The following is a 21,838-nucleotide window of genomic DNA, read 5'->3' on the forward strand; positions in this document are numbered from 1 at the left end:
GGGCATGACTCTCGACACCGTCAAGCACGCAGCCGAGACGCCGGACACCGACCAGCCGTGGGCCGAGCTCGGCCTCAAGCAGGACGAGTACCAGCGCATCCGCGAGATTCTCGGCCGCCGTCCCACCGGCGCCGAACTCGCCATGTATTCGGTCATGTGGTCCGAGCACTGCTCCTACAAGAGCAGCAAGGTCCACCTGAAGCAGTTCGGCGAGAAGGCCCCCGAGAACGACGCGCTGCTCGTCGGCATCGGTGAGAACGCCGGTGTCGTCGACGTCGGCCAGGGCTACGCCGTCACGTTCAAGGTGGAGTCCCACAACCACCCCTCGTACATCGAGCCCTACCAGGGCGCGGCCACCGGCGTCGGCGGCATCGTCCGCGACATCCTCGCCATGGGCGCCCGCCCCGTCGCCGTCGTCGACCCGCTGCGGTTCGGCGCCGCCGACCACCCCGACACCAAGCGCGTCCTGCCGGGCGTGGTGGCCGGGATCGGCGGCTACGGCAACTGCCTGGGCCTGCCCAACATCGGCGGCGAGGTCGTCTTCGACGCCTGCTACCAGGGCAACCCGCTGGTCAACGCCGGCTGCATCGGCGTGATGAAGCACGAGGACATCCACCTCGCCAAGGCGTCCGGCACGGGCAACAAGGTCATCCTGTACGGCGCCCGCACCGGCGGCGACGGCATCGGCGGCGTCTCGGTCCTGGCGTCCGAGACCTTCGACGACACCAAGCCCGCCAAGCGCCCCGCCGTCCAGGTCGGCGACCCCTTCCAGGAGAAGCTGCTCATCGAGTGCACCCTGGAGATCTTCAAGGAGGACCTGGTCGCCGGCATCCAGGACCTCGGCGGCGCCGGGCTGTCCTGTGCCACCAGCGAGCTGGCCTCGGCCGGCTCCGGCGGGATGCGCGTCGAGCTGGACACCGTGCCGCTGCGCGACTCCTCCCTCTCGCCCGAGGAGATCCTCATGAGCGAGTCGCAGGAGCGGATGTGCGCGATCGTCGAGCCCGGCAAGGTCGACCGCTTCCTGGAGATCTGCGAGAAGTGGGACGTCATCGCGACCGTCATCGGTGAGGTGACGGACGGCTCGCAGCTGGAGATCTTCTGGCACGGCGAGCAGATCGTGGACGTCCCGCCGCGCACCGTCGCCCACGAGGGCCCGGTCTACCAGCGCCCCTACGCGCGCCCCGACTGGCAGGACGCCCTCCAGGCCGACGACGCGGCCAAGCTGGCCCGCCCGGCGAACGCGGACGAGCTGCGGGCGCAGGTCCTGCAGCTGGTGGCCTCGCCGAACCAGGCGTCCAAGGCGTGGATCACCGACCAGTACGACCGGTTCGTGCAGGGCAACACCGTCCTCGCGCAGCCGGAGGACGCCGGCATGGTCCGCATCGACGAGAACAGCAACCTCGGCGTCGCGCTCGCCACCGACGGCAACGGGCGCTACGCCAAGCTCGACCCGTACGCGGGCGCGCAGCTGGCGCTGGCCGAGTCGTACCGCAATGTCGCCGCGTCCGGTGCCAAGCCGCTGGCGGTCTCCGACTGCCTGAACTTCGGCTCGCCCGAGGACCCGGCCGTGATGTGGCAGTTCGCCGAGGCCACCCGTGGTCTCGCCGACGCCTGCCAGACCCTCGGTACGCCCGTCACCGGCGGCAATGTGTCGCTGTACAACCAGACCGGCGAGGTGGCGATCCACCCGACCCCGGTCGTCGCGGTGCTCGGCGTCATCGACGATGTGAACCGCCGCACCCCGATCGCGTTCGCGGAGGAGGGCCAGCTGCTCTACCTCCTCGGCGACACCCGCGAGGAGCTGGGCGGTTCGGCCTGGTCCCAGGTCGTGCACGACCACCTCGGCGGCCTGCCGCCGCAGGTCGACCTGGAGCGCGAGCGGCTGCTGGCCGAGGTGCTGATCTCCGCCTCCCGCGACGGCATGATCGACGCCGCGCACGACCTCTCCGACGGCGGTCTGGTCCAGGCCGTGGTGGAGTCGTGCCTGCGCGGCGGCAAGGGCGCCCGCCTCGTCGTTCCCGACGGGCTCGACCCCTTCGTGCTGCTCTTCTCCGAGTCGGCGGGCCGGGCCGTCGTGTCCGTGCCGCGCAGCGAGGAGCTCCGCTTCACCGACATGTGCGGTGCGCGGGGCCTGCCGGCCACCCGGATCGGTGTGGTCGACGGCGCGGAGATCGACGTCCAGGGGCAGTTCAGCATCCCGCTGAGCGAGCTGAAGGACGCGCACGAGGCGACGATCCCGGGCCTGCTGGCCTGATCCGGAGCCCGGGCGCGGCGCCGCGCCCCTGACGGTCCGACGGTCCGTCCCCACTACGGGGGCGGGCCGTCGCCGTTTTCCGGCACCGGCAGCCATGGCCGGGAATCGCCTCACCCATTGCCAGAGATTACGTAATTACGTAATCTCTCACCATGGATCTTGAGCAGCGGGTGGCCGACCTGGAACGCCGGCTGGCCGCGCTGGAACAGTCCGCCGCCCGCCCCGTCACCCCGCCCGAGCGGGGCGGGGACGAGGAGCTGTGGGCGCTGCGGGGCCTCAAGGAGCAGTGGGCCGAACTCGGCGCCGACAACGGCGGAGTGCTCTTCACCGGCGCCGTGCGCACCCCGGCCGGACTGCGCTACGAGTGGCAGTACGGCCTGGCCACCGACACCCTGCTGGACGACGACTGGGCGGCCGCCGCCGAGTCGTTCGCCGCGCTGGGCCAGCCCGTACGGCTGCGGCTGCTGCGCGAGATCCTCGGCGGCCGCTGCACCGCCGCCGAACTCACCGAGCTCGACGGCACGGGCACGACCGGCCAGATCTACCACCACCTGCGGCAGCTGACCGCGGCCGGCTGGCTCCAGACGGCCGGCCGCGGCCGCTACGAGGTGCCGGCCGGCCGCGTCGTACCGCTGCTGGTGATGCTCACCGCCGCCGGGTGCTGAAGCCCGGCCACACCGACCTCACGGGGGAGACGGAATGACGCCCGCAACCGAGCGCAAGCTCGCCAGGAACGCCGCACGCGCCTGCCTGCTGATCTTTCTCGCGATCGTCGTCGCGCGCTTCTTCGTCGACATTCCCTACGGGTGGGGCTGGATCCCCCTGGGCCTGTGGATACTGATCACGCTCGGCGCGAACCGCCGGGCGGCCCGCGCCGAGGGGGACGGTCCGACGGGCCCGGCCGTGGCACCGGTGGCCGTCGCCGCCCCGGTCACCGGCCGCTGGAAGGCCCTCAACAGCCCCGCCGACAAGGTCCCCAGCCATGGCACCCGGGCCTACGGGCAGACGTACGCGATCGACATCGTGGCGGAACCGGAGCCGGGTTCCAGGCCCGCCTTCGGCTGGTGGCCCCTGGTCCGGCGCAACGAGGACTTCCCCGCCTTCGGCGCGCCCCTGTTCGCCGTCGCCGACGCCACCGTCGTCCACGCCGAGGACGGCAGCCGCGACCACCTCAGCCGCACGTCCTGGCCCGCGGTCGTCTATCTGCTCGCCCTGGAGGGCCCGGCCCGCGCGCTCGGCGGCACCCGCCCGATGCTCGGCAACCACGTGATCCTCGACCTGGGCAACGGCGTCCACGCGCTCTACGCCCATGTGCGCCGCGGTTCGCTCACCGTCCGTACGGGCGACCGGGTGCGGGCCGGGGACACCCTCGGCCAGTGCGGCGACTCCGGCAACAGCAGCGAGCCGCACGTCCACTTCCAGCTCATGGACGCCGCCGACCCGGTCACCGCCCAGGGCATCCCGTTCACCTGGCAGGGCATCGGTGTCCCGCGCAACGGCGAGGCGTTCGAGGCCGGGACGACACGGACGACACCGGCGGGCTGACCGGCCGGCAGGTCCCTCGGCCGCTCCCGTGTGCCTGCTGTCCGCCCAACCGTCCTACGGGGGAGCGGAGTTGACCGCCGGTCCCGGTGCCCGCGAGGAGGCGCCGGGGCCGGCCGCTGCCGGCCGCTGCCGGCCCCGGCCGGTCCCCCGTCCCCCGAATCCGGCGGCGCCTGTCGGTGCCGCCTCGTAGGCTGGCGTACATGCCTCCCGCCGCCCGGAAGCCGCGCCCGCGCCGGTACGACCCGAAGAAGACCCGCAGCGCCGTCACGGCCCAGCTCGCTCACGTCCAGCAGGCCGTACGCGCCCTCGCACCCGGCCAGTTGGCGCTGCCGACCCGGCTCGGCGACTGGACGGTGCGCGAGCTGGTGGCGCATCTGTCCATGGCCGTGGGGAGCGTGGCGCGCAGTCTGGAGGGGCCGGTTCCGGAGCGGGCGGAGGCCACCCTGCTGGAGTGGTCGTCGGCGACCGCGCCGCGCGCCGTCGACATCGACGAGCGCACCCGCGCCCTGGCCGCCGCGCACGACCCCGTGGCGCTGCTGGAGCGCACCGCGGCGGAGTTCGCCGAGACGGTCGCGACGGTGCCGGACGACCGGCTGCTGCCGGTCCGCCCCGGCGCGATGCCGCTGGCCGAGGTCCTCGTCACCCGCTGCGTCGAACTCGTCGTGCACTCCGACGACCTCGCGGCCGCGACCGGCACGGTGATCCCCTTCGACCGCCAGGCACTGGCTGCCACCACCCGCCTGCTGGCCGACACCCTGGCGGACCGGGCGCCCGGCGGATCGGTGGAGCTGCGCATTCCGCCGTTCGCCGTGGTGCAGTGCGTGGCGGGCCCCCGGCACACCCGCGGCACCCCGCCGAACGTCGTCGAGACCGACCCGCTGACCTGGATCCGGCTGGCCGCCGGCCGGACGTCCTGGGCCGAGGAGCTGGGAGCCGCCACCATCAGCGCCAGCGGCGAACGCTCCGGCCTCGGCGGCCTCCTGCCGCTGCTGAGCTGACGGCCACGGGCCGGGCGCCCCGCACCGCCGGCGGCGAACGGCCGGGCGCCCGGCCCGCGCCGGCCGCGGCCGAGGGGGCGTCGCGCATCTCACACGAAGCGGAACCCGCCCCCGCACCGCAAGATCCACACCGGCCGCGTCGCGCGCCCCGCACCCCGCGGCGCACCAGGTGGGCCAAGGGATCCGGGGCGTGCGGCGCAGCCGGCACGCGCCCCTTGGACGCCGTGGCCACGTCAAATCCCACCCGTGTGATTCATGCACTCATCCAGGTCCGGGGCCATCCCCGGTTCGGATGAATGCGCGACCTGCCCTAGACTCGGTGCCGTGCCACGTGGTGACGGACGACTCAACCACGACCTGCTCCCCGGCGAGAAGGGCCCCCAGGACGCTTGCGGCGTCTTCGGTGTCTGGGCTCCGGGTGAAGAGGTCGCCAAACTCACCTATTTCGGGCTGTATGCGCTGCAGCACCGTGGACAGGAGTCCGCGGGCATCGCGGTGAGCAACGGCTCCCAGATCCTCGTCTTCAAGGACATGGGCCTGGTGTCCCAGGTCTTCGACGAGACTTCCCTCGGCTCTCTCCAGGGCCATATCGCCGTGGGCCATGCCCGCTACTCCACCACCGGTGCCTCGGTGTGGGAGAACGCCCAGCCGACGTTCCGTGCGACCGCGCACGGCTCGATCGCGCTCGGCCACAACGGCAACCTGGTGAACACCGCCGAGCTGGCGGATCTGGTCTCCGCGCTGCCCCGTGAGGGCGGCCGGGCGACCCAGGTCGCGGCCACCAACGACACCGACCTGGTCACGGCGCTGCTGGCCGGCCAGGTCGACGAGGACGGCAAGCCGCTGACCGTCGAGGAGGCCGCCCCGCGCGTCCTGCCGAAGGTCCAGGGCGCCTTCTCGCTCTGCTTCATGGACGAGCACACGCTCTACGCCGCCCGCGACCCGCAGGGCATCCGCCCGCTGGTCCTCGGCCGCCTGGAGCGCGGCTGGGTGGTGGCCTCCGAGACCGCCGCCCTCGACATCTGCGGCGCCAGCTTCATCCGGGAGATCGAGCCCGGCGAGATGGTCGCCATCGACGAGAACGGCCTGCGCAGCAGCCGCTTCGCCGAGGCCCGCCCCAAGGGCTGTGTCTTCGAGTACGTCTACCTCGCCCGCCCGGACACCGACATCGCCGGCCGCAATGTGTACCTCTCCCGCGTGGAGATGGGCCGCAAGCTGGCCGCCGAGGCCCCGGCCGACGCCGACCTGGTGATAGCGACGCCGGAGTCCGGCACGCCCGCCGCCGTCGGATACGCCGAGGCCAGCGGCATCCCCTACGGCTCCGGCCTGGTCAAGAACTCCTACGTCGGCCGGACCTTCATCCAGCCCTCGCAGACCATCCGCCAGCTCGGTATCCGTCTCAAGCTCAACCCGCTCAAGGAAGTCATCCGCGGCAAGCGCCTGGTGGTCGTCGACGACTCGATCGTCCGCGGCAACACCCAGCGCGCCCTGGTGCGGATGCTGCGCGAGGCCGGTGCGGCCGAGGTCCACATCCGGATCTCGTCCCCGCCGATCAAATGGCCGTGCTTCTTCGGCATCGACTTCGCCACCCGCGCGGAGCTGATCGCCAACGGGCTGAGCGTGGAGGAGATCGGCAAGTCGCTGGGCGCCGATTCGCTCGCGTACATCTCCATCGACGGCATGATCGAGGCGACCACCATCGCGAAGCCGAACCTCTGCCGCGCCTGCTTCGACGGCGAGTACCCGATGGACCTGCCCGACCCGGACCTGCTGGGCAAGCACCTCCTGGAGTCGGAGACCGCGAGCCGGACGAAGTCCGATGTGGACGGCGTCCAGACGCTCACCGCCGGGGTCGGCGGCGCCGACGCGCTGCGTCGCCCGTAGAGCTCGTTCACACACGACAGGAAAGTGCTCAGCCATGTCCGCTGAATCCTCCGGTGCCAGCTACGCCGCCGCGGGCGTCGACATCGAAGCCGGCGACCGCGCCGTGGACCTCATGAAGGAGTGGGTGAAGAAGGCCACCCGCCCCGAGGTCGTCGGCGGCCTGGGCGGCTTCGCCGGCCTCTTCGACGCCTCCGCCCTCAAGCGGTACGAGCGCCCGCTGCTCGCCTCCGCGACCGACGGCGTCGGCACCAAGGTCGACATCGCCCGCAAGATGGGCGTCTACGACAGCATCGGCCACGACCTCGTCGGCATGGTCGTCGACGACCTGGTCGTCTGCGGCGCCGAACCGCTGTTCATGACCGACTACATCTGCGTCGGCAAGGTCTACCCGGAGCGGGTCGCCGCGATCGTCAAGGGCATCGCCGAGGGCTGTGTGCTGGCCGGCTGCGCGCTGGTCGGCGGCGAGACCGCGGAGCACCCGGGGCTGCTGGGCGCGGACGAGTTCGACGTCGCCGGCGCCGGTACGGGCGTCGTCGAGGCGGACCGGGTGCTGGGCGCGGATCGTATCCGTACGGGCGACGCGGTGATCGCCATGGCGTCCTCCGGGCTTCACTCGAACGGGTACTCGCTGGTCCGCCATGTGCTGTTCGACCGGGCCGGAATGGCTCTGGACCGGGAGGTTCCGGAGTTCGGCCGCACGCTCGGCGAGGAGCTCCTGGAGCCCACCAAGATCTACTCGCTGGACTGTCTGGCGCTGACCCGCACGACCGAGGTGCACGCCTTCTCGCACATCACCGGTGGCGGCCTCGCCAACAACCTCGCCCGGGTCATCCCGGACGGCCTGCACGCCACCGTCGACCGCACCACCTGGACGCCGGGCCCGGTCTTCGACCTGGTCGGCGCGGCCGGCTCGGTCGCCCGCCCGGAGCTGGAGAAGACCCTGAACATGGGCGTCGGCATGATGGCCGTCGTGCCGCAGGGCTCGGTGGAGGCCGCCTTGACCACGCTGGCCGACCGGGGTGTGGACGCCTGGGTCAGCGGCGAGATCACCGACCGCGGTGACCGCGCCGAGGCAGTGACCCTGACCGGTGACTACGCGAGCTGAGCGGACGGATCTCTCCCGTGGCCTCCGGGCCGCGGGAGGGGCCACCCTCCCGGGAAGCCGTCGCTACGGCCGCGGTCCCCGGGGTCATCCGGGCAGCACAGAACCCGGTCCGGGCAAAGCCCAGGACCGGGTCCGTGATGCTGTTATGGGTGCCGCGAGCAGAGACTCAAGCGCGACGACGCTGGTCCGACGAGTCGCCCTCGTCCTCTTCGTCGTCGTTGTACAGCTCTGCGTACCGTGCGTACGGGTCGTCGTCCTCGTCATCCTCGAACGGCTCTCCGTTCGGAGGCTGCTGGTTCGACTGCGTTGCACCCAGCTCGTCGGCCAGTCGTGAGAGATCCGTCCCACCGCTGCTGTACTTCAGCTGGCGGGCGACCTTTGTCTGCTTGGCCTTGGCCCGGCCGCGCCCCATGGGTCGACCCCCTCAATGACGGGGCTCGATGGCCCCAGAGTCTTGACACGCGTTCATGGATCAGAGCGGGCTCTCGACAGAGAGACCGGCCCGTAGGGCTTTAACGGTACCTGCTTCCGCGGCCATACGGTACGTCGCCCGCATCACCCGCCGCTCGGCACGACCGGCAAGGTGCCCCGTCCCCGCTGGTCAACTGCGATTTTAACCTGTCCTGTACGGCGACCCGCCGACGGGTGGTGAGGGATATCTCCCCCGACCGTCCGCGGCGGGCCGCGCAAGGCTGTGTTTTTGGCCGATCGGGCCGCCGTCCGGCCGGGTCAGACCCGCCGCGCCTCCGCCATGCGCTGCTCGGCCAGACGGTCGGCGGCCGCGGCGGGCGGAATGCCGTCGGCCTTCGCACGGGCGAATATCGCCAGCGTGGTGTCGAAGATCTTCGCCGCCTTGGTCTTGCAGCGGTCGAAGTCGAAGCCGTGCAGCTCGTCGGCCACCTGGATGACGCCGCCGGCGTTCACGACGTAGTCGGGGGCGTAGAGGATGCCGCGGTCGGACAGGTCCTTCTCGACGCCGGGGTGGGCGAGCTGGTTGTTGGCCGCGCCGCAGACCACCTTCGCGGTCAGCACCGGCAGCGACTCGTCGCTCAGCGCGCCGCCCAGCGCGCATGGCGCATACACGTCCAGGCCCTCGGTACGGATCAGTTCCTCGGTGTCCGCAACCGCCGTGACCTGCGGGTACTTGGCGCGGACCCGGGCCACCGAGTCGGCGCGGACATCCGTGATCACGACCTCGGCGCCGTCCTGGAGGAGGTGCTCGACGAGGAGGTGGCCGACCTTGCCGACGCCCGCGATGCCCACCTTTCGGCCGCGCAGCGTCGGGTCGCCCCAGGCGTGCTGGGCCGAGGCGCGCATGCCCTGGAAGACGCCGTAGGCGGTCAGGACGGAGGAGTCGCCGGCGCCGCCGTTCTGGGGGGAGCGGCCGGTGGTCCACTTGTTCGTACGGGAGACGACGTCCATGTCGGCGACGTAGGTGCCGACGTCGCAGGCGGTGACGTAGCGGCCGCCGAGCGAGGCCACGAACCGGCCGTAGGCGAGCAGGAGTTCCTCGGTCTTGATCAGGTCGGGGTCACCGATGATCACGGCCTTGCCGCCGCCGTGGTCCAGCCCGGCGAGGGCGTTCTTGTAGGACATGCCGCGCGAGAGGTTCAGGGCGTCCAGCACGGCCTCCTCCTCGGAGGCGTAGGCGTGGAAGCGGGTGCCGCCGAGGGCGGGGCCCAGGGCGGTGCTGTGGATGGCGATCACGGCCTTCAGGCCGCTGGCACGGTCCTGGCAGAGAACGACCTGCTCGTGGCCCCCCTGCTCCGATCGGAACAGGGTGTGCAGAACGCCGCCGTCGGTGCCGGCGTGGGCCGGACGTACGTCAGTCACTGTGGTGACTCCCATAAGTCGCGAAGGACGCCCTCCTTCGGGTGGGGAGGGCCGGTTGAAAAGAGCGTAAGACCTGCGGGGCCGGTTGATCGGTCGGGTGCCCAGGATCACCCTCTCCCGGGGGACGGGCATGGGACGATCTGGTCGTATCGCAGGCCGGCGGGGGCCCTCCGGATCTCCCGGCGGTGGACTTCCCCTTTGAAGGAGCGGGCGTGGCCCTGGCGTCGTCGGTGAAGGTCCCGTACATGGCATATCTGCGGGTCTACGAGCCGCTGGCCGCGTTCCCCGAACCGGAGCGCTCCCATTGGGCGCGCTATGCCAAACGGGAGGACACCCCCACCGCCCAGGACGAGCAGCGCCGGGCGCTGGCCGACCTGCTGGCGACCCCGCCGGTGCCGGTCCCGGTGCACGAGAGCGCCGACGCCTTCGTCGCCGTGGTGGACGAGGTGACCTGCGTCTGCCCCTGGCGCACCCGGCTGCGCGGCTGGCAGGCCCTGGAGGCGCTGGACGAGCTGCTCCCGGCGTCGGTGCTGGACGCGGCGCTGCCGCCGGTGGTGCGGATGCAGGCGGCCGGCGACTACGAGCGGTGGCGGGAGCGCAACCCGGACGCCAGGCCCTGGATCCGCGGCGCCGCCTGGCACGTCCCGGTCCGCTGGTTCGTGCTGTTCGACGACGACGAGCGGGAGTACACGAAGGGTGAGCAGGCGCCCGTGATGCGTTACCGCACGCCCATGGTCGAGGCGCGGCGACGGGTCGCCCGGGGGCTGCGCACGCTGCGCGACGCCCTGGAAGAGGGGCCGCTGATCGACGGCCTGGTAGATGTGGGGCGCTGGCTCGAGGAATTCCATCCGCGCTCGCTCGTGGAGCTGGACTACGGAGGGCTGGTGCACGCGGTGCCCGAGGAACAGCTCGCCGAGGACCGCTCCGCCGCCGAGGTGGCGGAGGGGCTCGCGGCGCTGCGCGAGGGGGACGGCGAGCGGGCCGGGGTCGCGTACGAGAAGCTTTCCCAGCGGTGGCGGGCGGTGCGGGAACGCCAGTTCTCCAGCTGAGTGCCGGTGCGGTGCAATGGTAGGTATGCGGAATCGGTTCCTTCGCTTCGTGGTGGCCGGGCGGTAAAGGACGTAGGTCCCTATCCGGGCGATTGCCTCAAGCGTGACCTAAAGCACTGACTTCGGGTCTTGCTCCCAAGCCATACCCTCGTGCCAAAATAGGACAAGGAGCCCGACGTGGGCTCCTTCCGTCCAACTAAGGGCGGATAGATCGGTATTGCGCTCCTTGAGGGGTCTCGTGGCGACTGATCATGCTGTGACTGATCGTCACGGACGGGTGACTGTCCGCTATGGCACGGTCCATCGGCTTCCGCCGAGGTTGAACACCTGAGAGGGCAATTCCATCGGTTTGGCCGACGTGGCTGGACAGATGGTGTAGTTGTAGTGCCGAGGACAAGCCGTTCGTCCTATAACCGACTCGGCCCGCGTCCGCCATTTCGGGCAACGCGGGTCAAGGTGCAGAATTTAGAGGAAAGAACCGTGATGGTTCGGTTCTCCCGAGGAGGCCGCTCATGACCGCTCGCACCCCTGACGCCGAGCCGCTGCTTACCCCTGCCGAGGTTGCCACGATGTTCCGCGTGGACCCGAAGACGGTGACCCGTTGGGCCAAGGCAGGCAAGCTCACGTCCATCCGCACGCTCGGAGGGCATCGGCGTTACCGCGAGGCTGAGGTCCGCGCACTGCTCGCGGGTATCCCGCAGCAGCGCAGCGAGGCCTGAACAACCGCATAACCAGGTCGTTTTCGGGGCCCCCAACCCGAAAGCGCCTGCTTTGCACCCCTGGCTTTGCCTGCTTCACCACGCTCCACACAGCTCCATATGACGCGGCGCCTGCCCCAACAGGCCCCACACCCGCTCCATCTGGGTACGTCACCGATCGCGCTGGACTCCGCCGGGTCCAGCGCGATCTTTTTTGTGTGCGCCCGCTCCAGGGCCCCTCAGGGCGCTCGGGTCGCCCCGGCGCCGACACCGCCCCGGACGCCGGTCAGGGTGCCTTCACGGGCCCCGTGAGGGCCTTCGTGCGCGGACCCTGCGGACTCGTTACTGAGTCGTTCACAGGTGGTGCAATTGCACATATTAAATTGACCGGTTGTAGGCGAGGTGTAAGTTCCGCATCGCGTCAAACTTGTTCGGTGACACCCGTCACACTACGCGGCGCTTGAAGACGATACGTCCGCTGCGGTAGAGAACTTCCCCCGCCACGCCCAACAGCGTGTCACCGCGCGGACGGTGACGCATGCGTCGTTGGTCATCCGGCCACGGGACTTTCGCCCTCGGCTGCCGGCGGCTCACAGACGGCCGGCGACGGCGCGGGGGCGGGCGACGGTGCCGGCGCCCCCGAACGGGCCGTGTGCGCCTCCATGGCGAGCCGTAGCAGCTGGTGGCAGATGGGGCAGTGCCGCATCAGATGGCGATAGCCCGTCGCCGCCGACAGGTGGGCCCGCAACAGCGCCCTGGTCTCGTGTCGTACCGCAGTCGTCATCGCGCATACCTCCCCGGCCCCCATGCCCTTCCTCAGTGAGTACCGGCGGTACGTGCCGCAGTCAATACGGCGGGCAGTAATCCGGCTACGCACCGCATTCGTCCGGGGCGGGTGTGGACACGGGTGCGGGGCCCTTCCGGTGGGGCCGGCCGGGGCGCGCGGTGGTGCTGCTCAGCGGTCGGGGAGGAGGGGGGAAGGGGCGGCGGATGCTCTCGGTCCGCGGGAGGGGGTGAGCGCCGGGGTGGGGCGGGCGCCGGGTCGCGACGCGGGCCGTACGGGCGGGGGCTGACGGGGCGTGTGGTGTCCGGGACGGGATGGTCGCGGGGCGGGGCCGGGCCGGACAGCAGAACGGCCCGCATCCGAGAGGGATGCGGGCCGTGAAATGCGGTCCTGACGGGATTTGAACCCGCGGCCTCCACCTTGACAGGGTGGCGAGCACTCCAAACTGCTCCACAGGACCTTGCGTTTGCTTTCCGCTTGCGGCGGGCTGCGAAGCAAGACTCTACAGCAGGTCAGGGGGTGCGGTCGAACTCGGTACCGGCGGCCCTCGTTCCTAGGGCGCCGCGGCGTCCACCGCCTTCACGATCCGCTTGTCGGAGACCGGGTACGCGGTGCCCAGGGCGTGCGCGAAGTAGCTCACCCGGAGCTCCTCGATCATCCAGCGGATCTCCAGGGCCGCGGCCGGCACCGGGCGGCCCTGCGGGAACTGCTCCAGCAGCCAGGCGTATTCGTCCTGCATCTCCTTCACCTTCGCCATACGGGTGCGGTCCCGCTCGGCGTGGGTGGGCAGCTGCTGCAGCCGGCGGTCGGCGGCCACCAGATAGCGCATCAGGTCGGGCAGCCGCTTGGCGCCGTGCGCCGTCACGAAGCCCGGCTTGATCAGCGCCGCCAGCTGCTCCCTGACGTCCGTGAGCGACGGCAGCAGGGAGGGGAAGGACGTCTCCTTCAGCCGGCGCTCGCACGCCTGCCAGGCGGCCAGCACCTCCTGGACCTGCTGGACGGTCCGGAGCGTGACGTCCACCAGATCGGCGCGCACGGCGTCGAACAGCTTGCGGAAGGACTCCTCGTCCCACGCCGGGCCGCCCCGGGCCGCGATCAGCCGGTCGGTGGCGGCGGTCACACAGTCCTCGAAGAGCGCCGCGATGGAGCCGTGCGGATTACGGGAGAGTGCCAGCTTCTGCTGGTTGCTGAGTTTGCCCTGCGCGAACTTGGCCGGATTGGACGGGATGTTGAGCAGGATGAGCCGCCGGGTGCCCGCCCACATCGCGGTGAGCTGTTCGGCCTCGGTGTCGAAGAGGCGTACCGCGACGCTGCTGCCCTCGTCGACCAGCGCCGGGTAGGCCTTCAGCGGCTGGCCCCCGCGCCGGGTCTCGAAGGTGCGCGGCAGGGTGCCGATCGTCCAGGACGTCAGCCCGGTCCGCTGCTCCGGGCCGGCCGGCGCCTGCCCGGCGCCCGCGCCGCCCTGCCCGCGGTCCCCGGCGGGCCGCTCGGCGGCCTGCTCGAAGGCCTTGGAGATGGCCGCCCTGGTCTTCGGCTTGAGCGTGAGCCGCAGTGCCTCCAGGTCCTTGTCCTCGGCGAGCTTGCGGCGCCGCTCGTCGATCACCCGGAAGGTGATCTTGAGGTGGTCGGGGAGCTTCCCCGGGTCGAAGTCGGCGGCCTCGACCGGTACGCCCACCATCCGCTGCAGCCCGGCGGCCAGAGACGTCGTCAGGGCGCCCTGGAGGGGGACCGTGGTGTCCAGGAAGCGGGCCGCGAAGTTCGGCGCCGGGACGTAGTTGCGGCGGATCGGCTTGGGGAGCGACCGGATCAGCTCGGTCACCAGCTGCTCGCGCAGGCCCGGGATCTGCCAGTCGAAGCCCTCGGAGGTGACCTGGTTGAGCACCTGGAGCGGGATGTGGACGGTCACGCCGTCCGCGTCCGCACCGGGCTCGAACTGGTAGGTGACCTTGAACTTCAGCTTTCCCTGCCGCCAGGAATCCGGATAGTCGTCCTTGGTGACGGCCTCGGCGGACTCGTTGATGAGCATGGAGTGCTCGAAGTCCAGCAGCTCCGGCTCTTCGCGGTGCTTCTTCTTCCACCAGGCGTCGAAGTGCGCACCGGAGACCACGTCGGCGGGAATGCGCTGGTCGTAGAAGTCGAAGAGGGTCTCGTCGTCCACGAGGATGTCGCGGCGGCGGGCGCGGTGCTCCAACTCCTCGACCTCGCCGAGGAGTTTGCGGTTGTCGTGGAAGAAGCGGTGGTGGGTGCGCCAGTCGCCCTCGACCAGGGCGTTGCGGATGAACAGGTCCCGCGAGGTCTCCGGGTCGATACGGCCGTAGGCGATCTTGCGCTGGGCGACGATCGGGACGCCGTAGAGCGTCACCCGCTCGTACGCCATCACCGCGGCCATCTTCTGTTCCCAGTGCGGCTCGCTGTACGTCCGCTTGACCAGGTGCTGGGCGAGCGGTTCGATCCACTCCGGCTCGATCTTCGCGTTCACCCGCCCCCACAGGCGGGACGTCTCGACCAGCTCGGCGGACATCACCCAGCGCGGCGGCTTCTTGAAGAGCGCGGAGCCGGGGAACACCGCGAACTTGGCGCTGCGGGCGCCCAAATACTCGTTCTTGGCGTCCGTGTCCTTCAGCCCGAGGTGCGAGAGCAGACCGGCGAGCAGGGATGTGTGGATGTGGTCGGGCGCCGCGTCCTCCTCGCTGAGGTGGATGCCCATGGTCTTGGCGACCGACCGCAGCTGGGAGTAGATGTCCTGCCACTCGCGTATCCGCAGGTAGTTCAGGAACTCGCTGCGGCACATCCGGCGGAAGGCGGAGGAGGACAGCTCCTTCTGCTGCTCGCGGACGTAGCGCCAGAGGTTCAGGAAGGCGAGGAAGTCGGAGGTCTCGTCCTTGAAGCGGGCGTGCTGCTGGTCGGCCTGCTGCTGCTTGTCGGCGGGCCGCTCGCGCGGGTCCTGGATGGACAGCGCCGCCGCGATGACCATGACCTCGCGGACGCAGCCGTTGCGGTCGGCCTCCAGCACCATCCGCGCCAGCCGCGGGTCGACCGGCAGCTGGGAGAGCTTGCGGCCGAGCGGGGTGAGCCGCTGCCCCTTCTGACCCGACTGGGAGGACTTCTGCTTGCTGTCGAGCGCCCCGAGCTCGCTCAGCAGGTCGACGCCGTCCTTGATGTTGCGGCGGTCCGGCGGGTCGATGAAGGGGAACTTCTCGATGTCGCCGAGGCCGGCCGCGGTCATCTGCAGGATGACGGAGGCGAGGTTGGTGCGGAGGATCTCGGCGTCGGTGAACTCGGGCCGGGAGAGGAAGTCGTCCTCGGAGTAGAGGCGGATGCAGATGCCGTCACTGGTCCGGCCGCAGCGGCCCTTGCGCTGGTTGGCGCTGGCCTGCGAGACCGGCTCGATGGGCAGCCGCTGGACCTTGGTGCGGTAGCTGTAGCGGGAGATGCGGGCCATGCCGGGGTCGATGACGTACCGGATGCCCGGGACGGTCAGCGAGGTCTCGGCGACGTTCGTGGCCAGCACGATCCGCCGGCCCGTGTGCCGCTGGAAGACGCGGTGCTGCTCGGCGTGCGACAGCCGCGCGTACAGGGGGAGGACCTCGGTGAAGGGCAGGGCCTTCTTGTTGAGGGCGTCCGCGGTGTCGCGGATCTCCCGTTCGCCGGAGAGGAACACCAGGATGTCGCCGGGGCCCTCGGCCTGCAGCTCGTCCACGGCGTCGCAGATCGCGGTGATCTGGTCGCGGTCGGCGTCCTGGCCGCCCTCCTCCAGCAGCGGGCGGTAGCGCACCTCCACCGGGTACGTACGGCCGGAGACCTCCACGATGGGGGCGCTCGGCTTCTCCCCGTCGCCGCCGCAGCCGCCCGGCGTCCCCGAGGCGCCCCGGCCGTCCCCCGCCTCCACGGCGGCGAAGGAGCCGAAGTGCCGCGCGAACCGCTCCGGGTCGATGGTCGCGGAGGTGATCACGACCTTCAGGTCCGGGCGCCGGGGCAGCAGCTGAGCCAGGTAGCCGAGGATGAAGTCGATGTTGAGGCTGCGCTCGTGCGCCTCGTCGATGATGATCGTGTCGTACTGGCGCAGCTCGCGGTCCGTCTGGATCTCGGCGAGCAGGATGCCGTCCGTCATCAGCTTGACGAGGGTGTCGCCGCCGACCTGGTCCGTGAAGCGGACCTTCCAGCCGACCGCCTCGCCCAGCGGGGTCCTCAGCTCCTCGGCCACCCGCTCGGCGACCGTACGGGCCGCGATCCGGCGGGGCTGGGTGTGCCCGATCAGGCCCCGGATGCCGCGCCCGAGCTCCAGGCAGATCTTGGGGATCTGGGTGGTCTTGCCGGAACCGGTCTCACCGGCGACGATCACGACCTGGTGGTCGCGGATCGCGGCGAGGATCTCGTCCTTCTTCTGGCTGACCGGCAGCTCTTCCGGATACGTGATGCCGGGCACCGCGGCGCGCCGCTGCTCGACCCGCAGCTCCGCCTCGTCGATGCCGCCGGCGATCTCGGCGAGCACGGCCTGTCGGGCTTCGGGCTTGCGGATCCGGCGCGCGCCGTCGAGCCGGCGGCCCAGCCGCTGCTGGTCGCGCAGCATCAGCTCGGGCAGCCGCTCCAGCAGGGCGGGAAGCGTGGGAGCGGGGGTGCCGGGCGGGTAAGGAGCAGCGCCGTCGGGCAGGGCGGAGGCAGGCTGACTGGACATACGTCCCCCAGGATCTCACCTCCCGTAATCGAAGGGCGAACCATTTGCCCGCACGGCCGGATCCGGGGCACCGGGGCCGCCGCACCCGGGGCATCTGCCCGGGTATATCCCGTATGGCTGCCTTAGCGTGTCCCTATGTCCGATCATCGCGGCGGCTCCGGTGTGCCCGGCGGTTCCGGCGCGCCCGGCGGATCCGCGACGCACGGCGCGCACGGCGGGCCCAAGGCCGTGGCGGCGCGGTGGGCGGCCTTCAAGGCGTCGCCCTACCTGCCCGCGGTCGTGCTGACCCTCATCGTCGCCGCGGCGGCCGGCCTGTTCGCCGGCTCGTACACGTACGCCATGGCCAATCCGACGCCCCGGTCCATCCCCACCGCCGTGGTCGGCTCGCCCGGTACGCCGGCGGTGAAGGCGTTCACCCAGGGGATGGAGAAGGCGCTGAACGCCTCGCTCCGGCTGACCGGCTACCCCACGTACGGCCGGGCCCGGCGGGCCGTCGACGAGCAGGAGGAGTTCGCCATCCTGCGCGCCCGCGGCAGGGGCGTGGAGCTGGACCTCTCCGGCGCCTCGGGCGCCACGGTGGCCCAGCTGCTGGCCCAGTCGGGTGCCCAGGTCGGCCGGGCGGCCGGCGTCGACGTCCGGATCCGGGACATCAAACCGCTGCAGAAGGGCGATCCGCGCGGCCTGGCGCTGTTCTACATCTCGCTGGCCGCGGTGATCATCGGCTTCGTCGGTGCGATCCAGCTCAGCGTGCACGCCCGCGCCCTGGAACCGGCCGAACGGATCGCCGTCACCGCGGCCTACGCACTGCTCGGCGGCTTCGCCATCGCCGCGGTGGTCGACTGGTGGCTGGGCGCGCTGCGGCTGCCGTTCACGGAGTCCTGGCTGATCCTGGCGCTGACGATGTTCACGTCCGGCATGGTCTTCACGATGTTCAACGCCCTCATCGGGCGCTGGGCGATGATCCCCACCTGGGGACTGATGGTGCTGCTGGGCAACCCCTCCTCGGGCGGCGCGGTCTCCTGGCCGCTGCTGCCGTCCGCCCTGGGCCTCGTCGGCCGCTGGCTGCCCCCGGGCGGCTCGGTCAACGCCCAGCACACCGCCGTCTACTTCGGCGGCCACCAGCACGCCTTCCCCTTCCTGGTGCTGGCCGGCTGGTCGCTGCTCTCGTGCACGGTCTTCTGGGTCTGGCGGCACCGCCACCCGGGTGGCCGCGAGACGGCACCGGCGCTCGCCGCGGACGCCTGAGCCGGCGCTCCCGCCGCCGCGCCACCGTGCGGAAAACCGCGTTACGACGCCGGCGCGCCTGCGCGAGGATGACCGCATGGACAAGGGATTACGACGTATGGCGGGTGTCGCCCTGCTGGTCGCGGGCTTCGCGCTCGCCGGCTGGCTGGTCTTCGGCGCGCCGCACGACTGGGACGGCGAGGCGCGATGGGCGCGGATGGCGCTGGGCCTGGGCGCGATGGGGGCGATCAGCGGCAGCGCCCGGCTGATCTTCTGGCAGCCGGAGGAGGAACACGACACGGAACCCGGCACCGACCGGATATGAAAAAGGCCCCGATTCCTGGAATCGGGGCCTTCTCCCAATGGGTGTGGCTGGGGCCGGGGTCGAACCGGCGACCTATCGCTTTTCAGGCGATCGCTCGTACCAACTGAGCTACCCAGCCGCAGCGGTCCTGACGGGATTTGAACCCGCGGCCTCCACCTTGACAGGGTGGCGAGCACTCCAAACTGCTCCACAGGACCTTGCATTGTGCGAAAGCGGCGCAAGCCATTCTCACACACGATGTTGCGTGCCCCCAACGGGATTCGAACCCGTGCTACCGCCTTGAAAGGGCGGCGTCCTGGGCCACTAGACGATGAGGGCTGGTGGCCACCTTGGCGTCGTTACCGGCGCCGTCGGGGACGTGAGAAGCATATGGGATGGGAGGACGGTTCGCCAAAACGGTTTACCGGGGGCCGCCGGAAGGGGCCCTGGCCGGGCGGTGGACCGGGCCGTCCGGCGAGGCGGACGGCCCTCCGGCCGGGTGGGCGGAACCGGACGGCGAGGGGGTGGCGCCGGGTTGGTTCTCGCGGGGGAGGTGGCGGCTGACCTCGGCCCGTGACAGGCCCAGGCCGCCGAGCGTGATCTCGTCCCACGCCTGCAGCCGTTTCGTCGTCCGGTCCAGATAGAGCACCGACGCCTCGACCGGCGCGGGCTTCCGGTTCTGCACCGCGCGCAGCCCGCCGCCGCCCGTGGAGCCCTCGACCATCAGCCGGGTGCCCTGCGGGAGCGTGGTGTTCTCGCGGTGGTGGAGGTGGCCGGCCAGCGCCAGCGGGGCCAGGCCGTCCGCCTCGGTCGCCGCGGCGGGGTTGTGTGCCAGCGCGATGTCGACGGGCGTGCCGGCCAGCCGCTGGGTGCGCAGCGAGTCGGCGAGCCGGCCGCCGGCGGTGCGCTCGGCCGGGTCGCCGGCCGCCACGACGGAGCGGTCCGGGGTGAACTGCGGGTCGCCGACGCCCGCGAGGCGCAGGCCGGCGACCCGGGCGACCCCGCCGTGGTCCAGGACGGTGACGCGCGGGCGGCCGGTCAGGTACTTCTGCGTGCTGTGCGAGTCGTGGTTGCCGCGCACCCAGACGTACGGGGCGCCGAGGGCCGAGGCCGGGTCCAGGAAGTGGTTCTCGGCGGCCGAGCCGTGGTCCATGGTGTCGCCGGTGTCGATGATCACGTTGATCCGGTACTGCTTCACCAGGGAGGCGATGATCCGCCAGCTGCCGGGGTTGAGGTGGATGTCGGAGACGTGCAGCACCCGGATGGTGGTGGGGTCCGGCTGGTACACCGGCAGCGTCGAGGTGGCGTCGTAGAGCTTGGTCACATTGGTGACCAGGCGCGCCAACTCCTTCTGGTAGACGTTGAATTCGCTGACGATGTTGCGGGCGTTGCCGACCACGGACGGGGCCGAGGAGAGCAGTCCGGAGAACCTCGGCTCCAGTACGGACTTGGGGTTCCAGGTGGCGTACGCGGTGCCGGCCGAGGCGGCGAGCAGGGCGAGCGCCAGTCCCCCGGCGGCCAGCGCGCGGCGCGGGCGGCGGTAGACGGCCAGCCCCAGGGCGGCCGCGCCGGCGGCCACGGCGGCGCCGGAGTGCAGCGCCAGCCCCAGGGTGGCGCGGGTGACGTCGTGGGTGACCTCGTCCTGCAGGCCGGCGAACCGCTCGGGGTGGTCGACCAGCGCCCGGGAGCGGACCGGGTCCAGCCGGTCGACACCGACGTCGAGCCGTACGGGTGCGTAGTGGCTGCGCAGCTCCAGGTCGCCCAGGGGCGGCACGTCGATCCTGGTGCCGCCGGTCAGCGAGGGGCGCAGCGCCATGCTGGTGTCCATCGGGCCGACGGGGGCCCGGACGCCGCCGATCAGGACCAGCCCCAGCCAGGCGCCGAGGACCGTGACGGCCATCAGGCCGAGGGCGGAGCGCAGGGGGCGGCGCGGGGCGGTGCCGGGCAGGGCGGCGGGCGCGGTGCGGGCCGTGGAGCGCGGTGGTCCGCCACGGGTGGCGGCGGGGGCCGTACGGCGGGAGCGGTAGGCGCGGCGGACGGCCGCGGGGAGCGCGGATACGCCGTCGAGCGAGGTGCGAAGCAGCCGGTGCAGCGGGTGGCGCGGGGGGTCGGGGTGCGGTGTCCGGGAGCGCGCGGCGCGGGCCATTGGTCCCGTATGCCCGGTCGTGGGGGCCGTTAAGCGAGGAGCGGTGGCTTCCGGTTGGGGTGCGGAGTGGCGGGCGGGGCGCGACGATCGGTGGTGGGTCCGGGTGGCGGAGAATGGTGGTGTGCTGGAAATGACGCGCGAGGAGTTCGAGGAACTGGTCGCCGAGGCGCTGGACCGGATTCCGCCGGAGCTGACCCGGCTGATGGACAACGTGGCGGTCTTCGTCGAGGACGAGCCCCCGGCCGGCGACCCCGAGCTGCTCGGGCTCTACGAGGGGACGCCGCTGACCGACCGCGGGGAGTGGTACGCGGGGGTGCTGCCGGACCGGATCACCGTCTACCGGGGCCCGACGCTGCGGATGTGCGACACGCGTGCGGACGTGGTCGCGGAGACCGAAGTGACGGTCGTTCATGAGATCGCCCACCACTTCGGGATCGACGACGAGCGGCTCCACGCGCTCGGCTACGGCTAGGGGGCGCCCCGGCCGGAAGGCGTGACCGGCGCGATAGGACGGGGCCCGTGCGTGTCCTCGGGCGGGCGGCGGGAGTTGGGCAGGGCGTCCGTGCCGCCGTCCCTGCGCTCCGGATCCGGAGGTCCCGCCGTGCGCCCGAGCCCCAGTAACCCTTCGCCCCCGACGCCGACACCGTCCTCGTCGTCGGCCGGCCCTGCCGCCCCGTCACGTCCGACGGCGCGCCGCAGGCACTCCCGGGCCGTTTCCGCGGCCGTGGCCGTCTCCGCGCTGGCCGCGTCGCTGGCCGGCTGTATGAGCGTGAGTGATCCGGAGGAGAAACCGAGACCCTCCGGCTCCGCCGCGCGGCACGACGGGAAGGGCGGGCTGTCCGGCCCCGGCGGGGTGACCGTGGACGGCCAGGGCGGCGGGCCGCGGCGGATGGGCCACCACGGCGCCGGCCGCCCGGCCGAAGGCGACGACAAGGGCAGGAAGAAGGCGGGGAAGGAGGAGGCGGAGCCGTCCGAGCCCGGCGAGCCGTCCCAGCCCGTGCAGCCGTCGGGGCCCGAGCCGGGGGCCGGCGGGGCGCACGGCGACTCCGCGGGGCACGGCGGCCGGCCCGGCCGCCCGAAGCCCTCGCCGACCCGCCCCGACCACCCCGTGACCCCGCCGGCCACGCCCCCGCCCAGTACGCCCACCGCGCCGGCGACCCCGCCGCCCGCCAGCCCCCCGCCGCCGAGCACCCAGGCCTCCGGCCCGTCCTCGGTCGCGCCGGTGTCGCCGTTGCAGACATCACAGTCGTCGCAGTCCTCGCCGTCGGACCCGTACGGCACCGGCGCATAGCGGGAGCGGCAGGGGCATAGCGGCAGGACGAAACGGGCGCCGGGCAGG

The 21,838-nt window shown here is 71.8% G+C and carries 17 protein-coding genes and 4 tRNA genes; 12 read left to right on the forward strand and 9 right to left on the reverse strand.

The genetic code is table 11. The annotated features are described in order from the left end of the window. Window positions 1-4 precede the first annotated feature (4 nt). The 6 genes from purL (at window position 5) to purM (ending at window position 7,786) form a co-directional block, all read left to right on the forward strand. The gene (purL, locus tag K7396_RS19395; RefSeq protein WP_086720561.1) at window positions 5-2,254 is read left to right on the forward strand and encodes a phosphoribosylformylglycinamidine synthase subunit PurL; all 2,250 of its coding nucleotides are present in this window, start codon (window positions 5-7) and stop codon (window positions 2,252-2,254) included. Window positions 2,255-2,406: 152 nt separating this feature from the next. Beyond that, window positions 2,407-2,919: an ArsR/SmtB family transcription factor gene (locus tag K7396_RS19400; RefSeq protein ID WP_086720562.1), complete on the forward strand. Its 513-nt coding sequence runs from the start codon at window positions 2,407-2,409 to the stop codon at window positions 2,917-2,919. A gap of 34 nt (window positions 2,920-2,953) precedes the next feature. Further along, window positions 2,954-3,799: a M23 family metallopeptidase gene (locus K7396_RS19405; protein WP_086720563.1), complete on the forward strand. Its 846-nt coding sequence runs from the start codon at window positions 2,954-2,956 to the stop codon at window positions 3,797-3,799. 200 nt (window positions 3,800-3,999) lie between these two features. Continuing rightward, complete coding sequence (locus K7396_RS19410; RefSeq protein ID WP_086720564.1) at window positions 4,000-4,797, forward strand: maleylpyruvate isomerase family mycothiol-dependent enzyme; 798 nt, start codon at window positions 4,000-4,002, stop codon at window positions 4,795-4,797. 324 nt (window positions 4,798-5,121) lie between these two features. Then, the gene (purF, locus tag K7396_RS19415) at window positions 5,122-6,681 is read left to right on the forward strand and encodes an amidophosphoribosyltransferase (RefSeq protein WP_086720565.1); all 1,560 of its coding nucleotides are present in this window, start codon (window positions 5,122-5,124) and stop codon (window positions 6,679-6,681) included. Window positions 6,682-6,715: 34 nt separating this feature from the next. After that, window positions 6,716-7,786 carry a phosphoribosylformylglycinamidine cyclo-ligase gene (gene purM, locus K7396_RS19420; RefSeq protein WP_086720566.1) on the forward strand — a complete coding sequence of 357 codons (1,071 nt, stop codon included), beginning with the start codon at window positions 6,716-6,718 and terminating at the stop codon, window positions 7,784-7,786. Between the two features lie 166 nt (window positions 7,787-7,952). Here purM and K7396_RS19425 read toward each other — a convergent pair whose 3' ends face one another. Both K7396_RS19425 and K7396_RS19430 read right to left on the reverse strand, forming a co-directional pair. Further along, the gene (locus tag K7396_RS19425; RefSeq protein WP_042151574.1) at window positions 7,953-8,198 is read right to left on the reverse strand and encodes a DUF3073 domain-containing protein; all 246 of its coding nucleotides are present in this window, start codon (window positions 8,196-8,198) and stop codon (window positions 7,953-7,955) included. A gap of 317 nt (window positions 8,199-8,515) precedes the next feature. Further along, a complete protein-coding gene (locus K7396_RS19430) occupies window positions 8,516-9,634 on the reverse strand; it encodes a Leu/Phe/Val dehydrogenase (RefSeq protein ID WP_086720567.1) in 1,119 nt (372 codons plus the stop codon). Between the two features lie 197 nt (window positions 9,635-9,831). On the opposite strand from K7396_RS19430, the gene K7396_RS19435 reads away from it, so the two are divergent. Both K7396_RS19435 and bldC read left to right on the forward strand, forming a co-directional pair. After that, window positions 9,832-10,668, forward strand: coding sequence for a hypothetical protein (locus K7396_RS19435; RefSeq protein ID WP_086720568.1), 837 nt, complete (start codon window positions 9,832-9,834; stop codon window positions 10,666-10,668). A 512-nt stretch (window positions 10,669-11,180) separates the two neighbouring features. Beyond that, window positions 11,181-11,387, forward strand: a complete 207-nt coding sequence (bldC, locus tag K7396_RS19440) for a developmental transcriptional regulator BldC (protein ID WP_003949541.1) — start codon at window positions 11,181-11,183, stop codon at window positions 11,385-11,387. A 529-nt stretch (window positions 11,388-11,916) separates the two neighbouring features. Here bldC and K7396_RS19445 read toward each other — a convergent pair. From K7396_RS19445 to hrpA, 3 genes are all read right to left on the reverse strand, one after another. Further along, a complete protein-coding gene (locus K7396_RS19445; protein WP_086720569.1) occupies window positions 11,917-12,150 on the reverse strand; it encodes a DUF6274 family protein in 234 nt (77 codons plus the stop codon). A 385-nt stretch (window positions 12,151-12,535) separates the two neighbouring features. Then, window positions 12,536-12,610: transfer RNA gene (locus K7396_RS19450), tRNA-Asp, on the reverse strand. Between the two features lie 93 nt (window positions 12,611-12,703). Further along, complete coding sequence (gene hrpA / locus K7396_RS19455; protein ID WP_086721821.1) at window positions 12,704-16,825, reverse strand: ATP-dependent RNA helicase HrpA; 4,122 nt, start codon at window positions 16,823-16,825, stop codon at window positions 12,704-12,706. 135 nt (window positions 16,826-16,960) lie between these two features. On the opposite strand from hrpA, the gene K7396_RS19460 reads away from it, so the two are divergent. Further along, window positions 16,961-18,070 (forward strand): ABC-2 transporter permease, encoded by a 1,110-nt coding sequence (locus K7396_RS19460; RefSeq protein WP_086721820.1) that lies wholly within the window; start codon window positions 16,961-16,963, stop codon window positions 18,068-18,070. Window positions 18,071-18,146: 76 nt separating this feature from the next. Beyond that, window positions 18,147-18,374 (forward strand): hypothetical protein, encoded by a 228-nt coding sequence (locus K7396_RS19465; protein ID WP_223660102.1) that lies wholly within the window; start codon window positions 18,147-18,149, stop codon window positions 18,372-18,374. A gap of 44 nt (window positions 18,375-18,418) precedes the next feature. On the opposite strand, the gene K7396_RS19470 is transcribed toward K7396_RS19465, so the two are convergent. The 4 genes from K7396_RS19470 to K7396_RS19485 form a co-directional block, all read right to left on the reverse strand. Then, window positions 18,419-18,492, reverse strand: a tRNA-Phe gene (locus K7396_RS19470). 4 nt (window positions 18,493-18,496) lie between these two features. Next, window positions 18,497-18,571, reverse strand: a tRNA-Asp gene (locus K7396_RS19475). Between the two features lie 48 nt (window positions 18,572-18,619). Next, window positions 18,620-18,692, reverse strand: a tRNA-Glu gene (locus K7396_RS19480). An 82-nt stretch (window positions 18,693-18,774) separates the two neighbouring features. Then, window positions 18,775-20,499 (reverse strand): metallophosphoesterase family protein, encoded by a 1,725-nt coding sequence (locus tag K7396_RS19485; protein ID WP_174886958.1) that lies wholly within the window; start codon window positions 20,497-20,499, stop codon window positions 18,775-18,777. A 121-nt stretch (window positions 20,500-20,620) separates the two neighbouring features. On the opposite strand from K7396_RS19485, the gene K7396_RS19490 reads away from it, so the two are divergent. Beyond that, on the forward strand, window positions 20,621-20,971 hold the full coding sequence (locus K7396_RS19490) for a metallopeptidase family protein (RefSeq protein ID WP_152104809.1): 351 nt from the start codon (window positions 20,621-20,623) through the stop codon (window positions 20,969-20,971). A 252-nt stretch (window positions 20,972-21,223) separates the two neighbouring features. Beyond that, on the forward strand, window positions 21,224-21,790 hold the full coding sequence (locus K7396_RS19495) for a hypothetical protein (protein ID WP_223660104.1): 567 nt from the start codon (window positions 21,224-21,226) through the stop codon (window positions 21,788-21,790). Window positions 21,791-21,838 lie beyond the last annotated feature (48 nt).

The organism is Streptomyces angustmyceticus, from assembly GCF_019933235.1.
Taxonomy (GTDB): domain Bacteria; phylum Actinomycetota; class Actinomycetes; order Streptomycetales; family Streptomycetaceae; genus Streptomyces; species Streptomyces angustmyceticus.

Coding starts and splice junctions, on each gene's coding strand:
- K7396_RS19485 (WP_174886958.1), bottom strand. CDS start 20,499: ATGGCCCGCGCCGCGCGCTCCCGGACACCGCACCCCGACCCCCCGCGC.
- K7396_RS19410 (WP_086720564.1), top strand. CDS start 4,000: ATGCCTCCCGCCGCCCGGAAGCCGCGCCCGCGCCGGTACGACCCGAAG.
- purL (WP_086720561.1), top strand. CDS start 5: ATGACTCTCGACACCGTCAAGCACGCAGCCGAGACGCCGGACACCGAC.
- K7396_RS19405 (WP_086720563.1), top strand. CDS start 2,954: ATGACGCCCGCAACCGAGCGCAAGCTCGCCAGGAACGCCGCACGCGCC.
- K7396_RS19430 (WP_086720567.1), bottom strand. CDS start 9,634: ATGGGAGTCACCACAGTGACTGACGTACGTCCGGCCCACGCCGGCACC.
- K7396_RS19445 (WP_086720569.1), bottom strand. CDS start 12,150: ATGACGACTGCGGTACGACACGAGACCAGGGCGCTGTTGCGGGCCCAC.
- purM (WP_086720566.1), top strand. CDS start 6,716: ATGTCCGCTGAATCCTCCGGTGCCAGCTACGCCGCCGCGGGCGTCGAC.
- K7396_RS19400 (WP_086720562.1), top strand. CDS start 2,407: ATGGATCTTGAGCAGCGGGTGGCCGACCTGGAACGCCGGCTGGCCGCG.
- hrpA (WP_086721821.1), bottom strand. CDS start 16,825: ATGTCCAGTCAGCCTGCCTCCGCCCTGCCCGACGGCGCTGCTCCTTAC.
- K7396_RS19425 (WP_042151574.1), bottom strand. CDS start 8,198: ATGGGGCGCGGCCGGGCCAAGGCCAAGCAGACAAAGGTCGCCCGCCAG.
- K7396_RS19460 (WP_086721820.1), top strand. CDS start 16,961: ATGTCCGATCATCGCGGCGGCTCCGGTGTGCCCGGCGGTTCCGGCGCG.
- K7396_RS19465 (WP_223660102.1), top strand. CDS start 18,147: ATGGACAAGGGATTACGACGTATGGCGGGTGTCGCCCTGCTGGTCGCG.
- bldC (WP_003949541.1), top strand. CDS start 11,181: ATGACCGCTCGCACCCCTGACGCCGAGCCGCTGCTTACCCCTGCCGAG.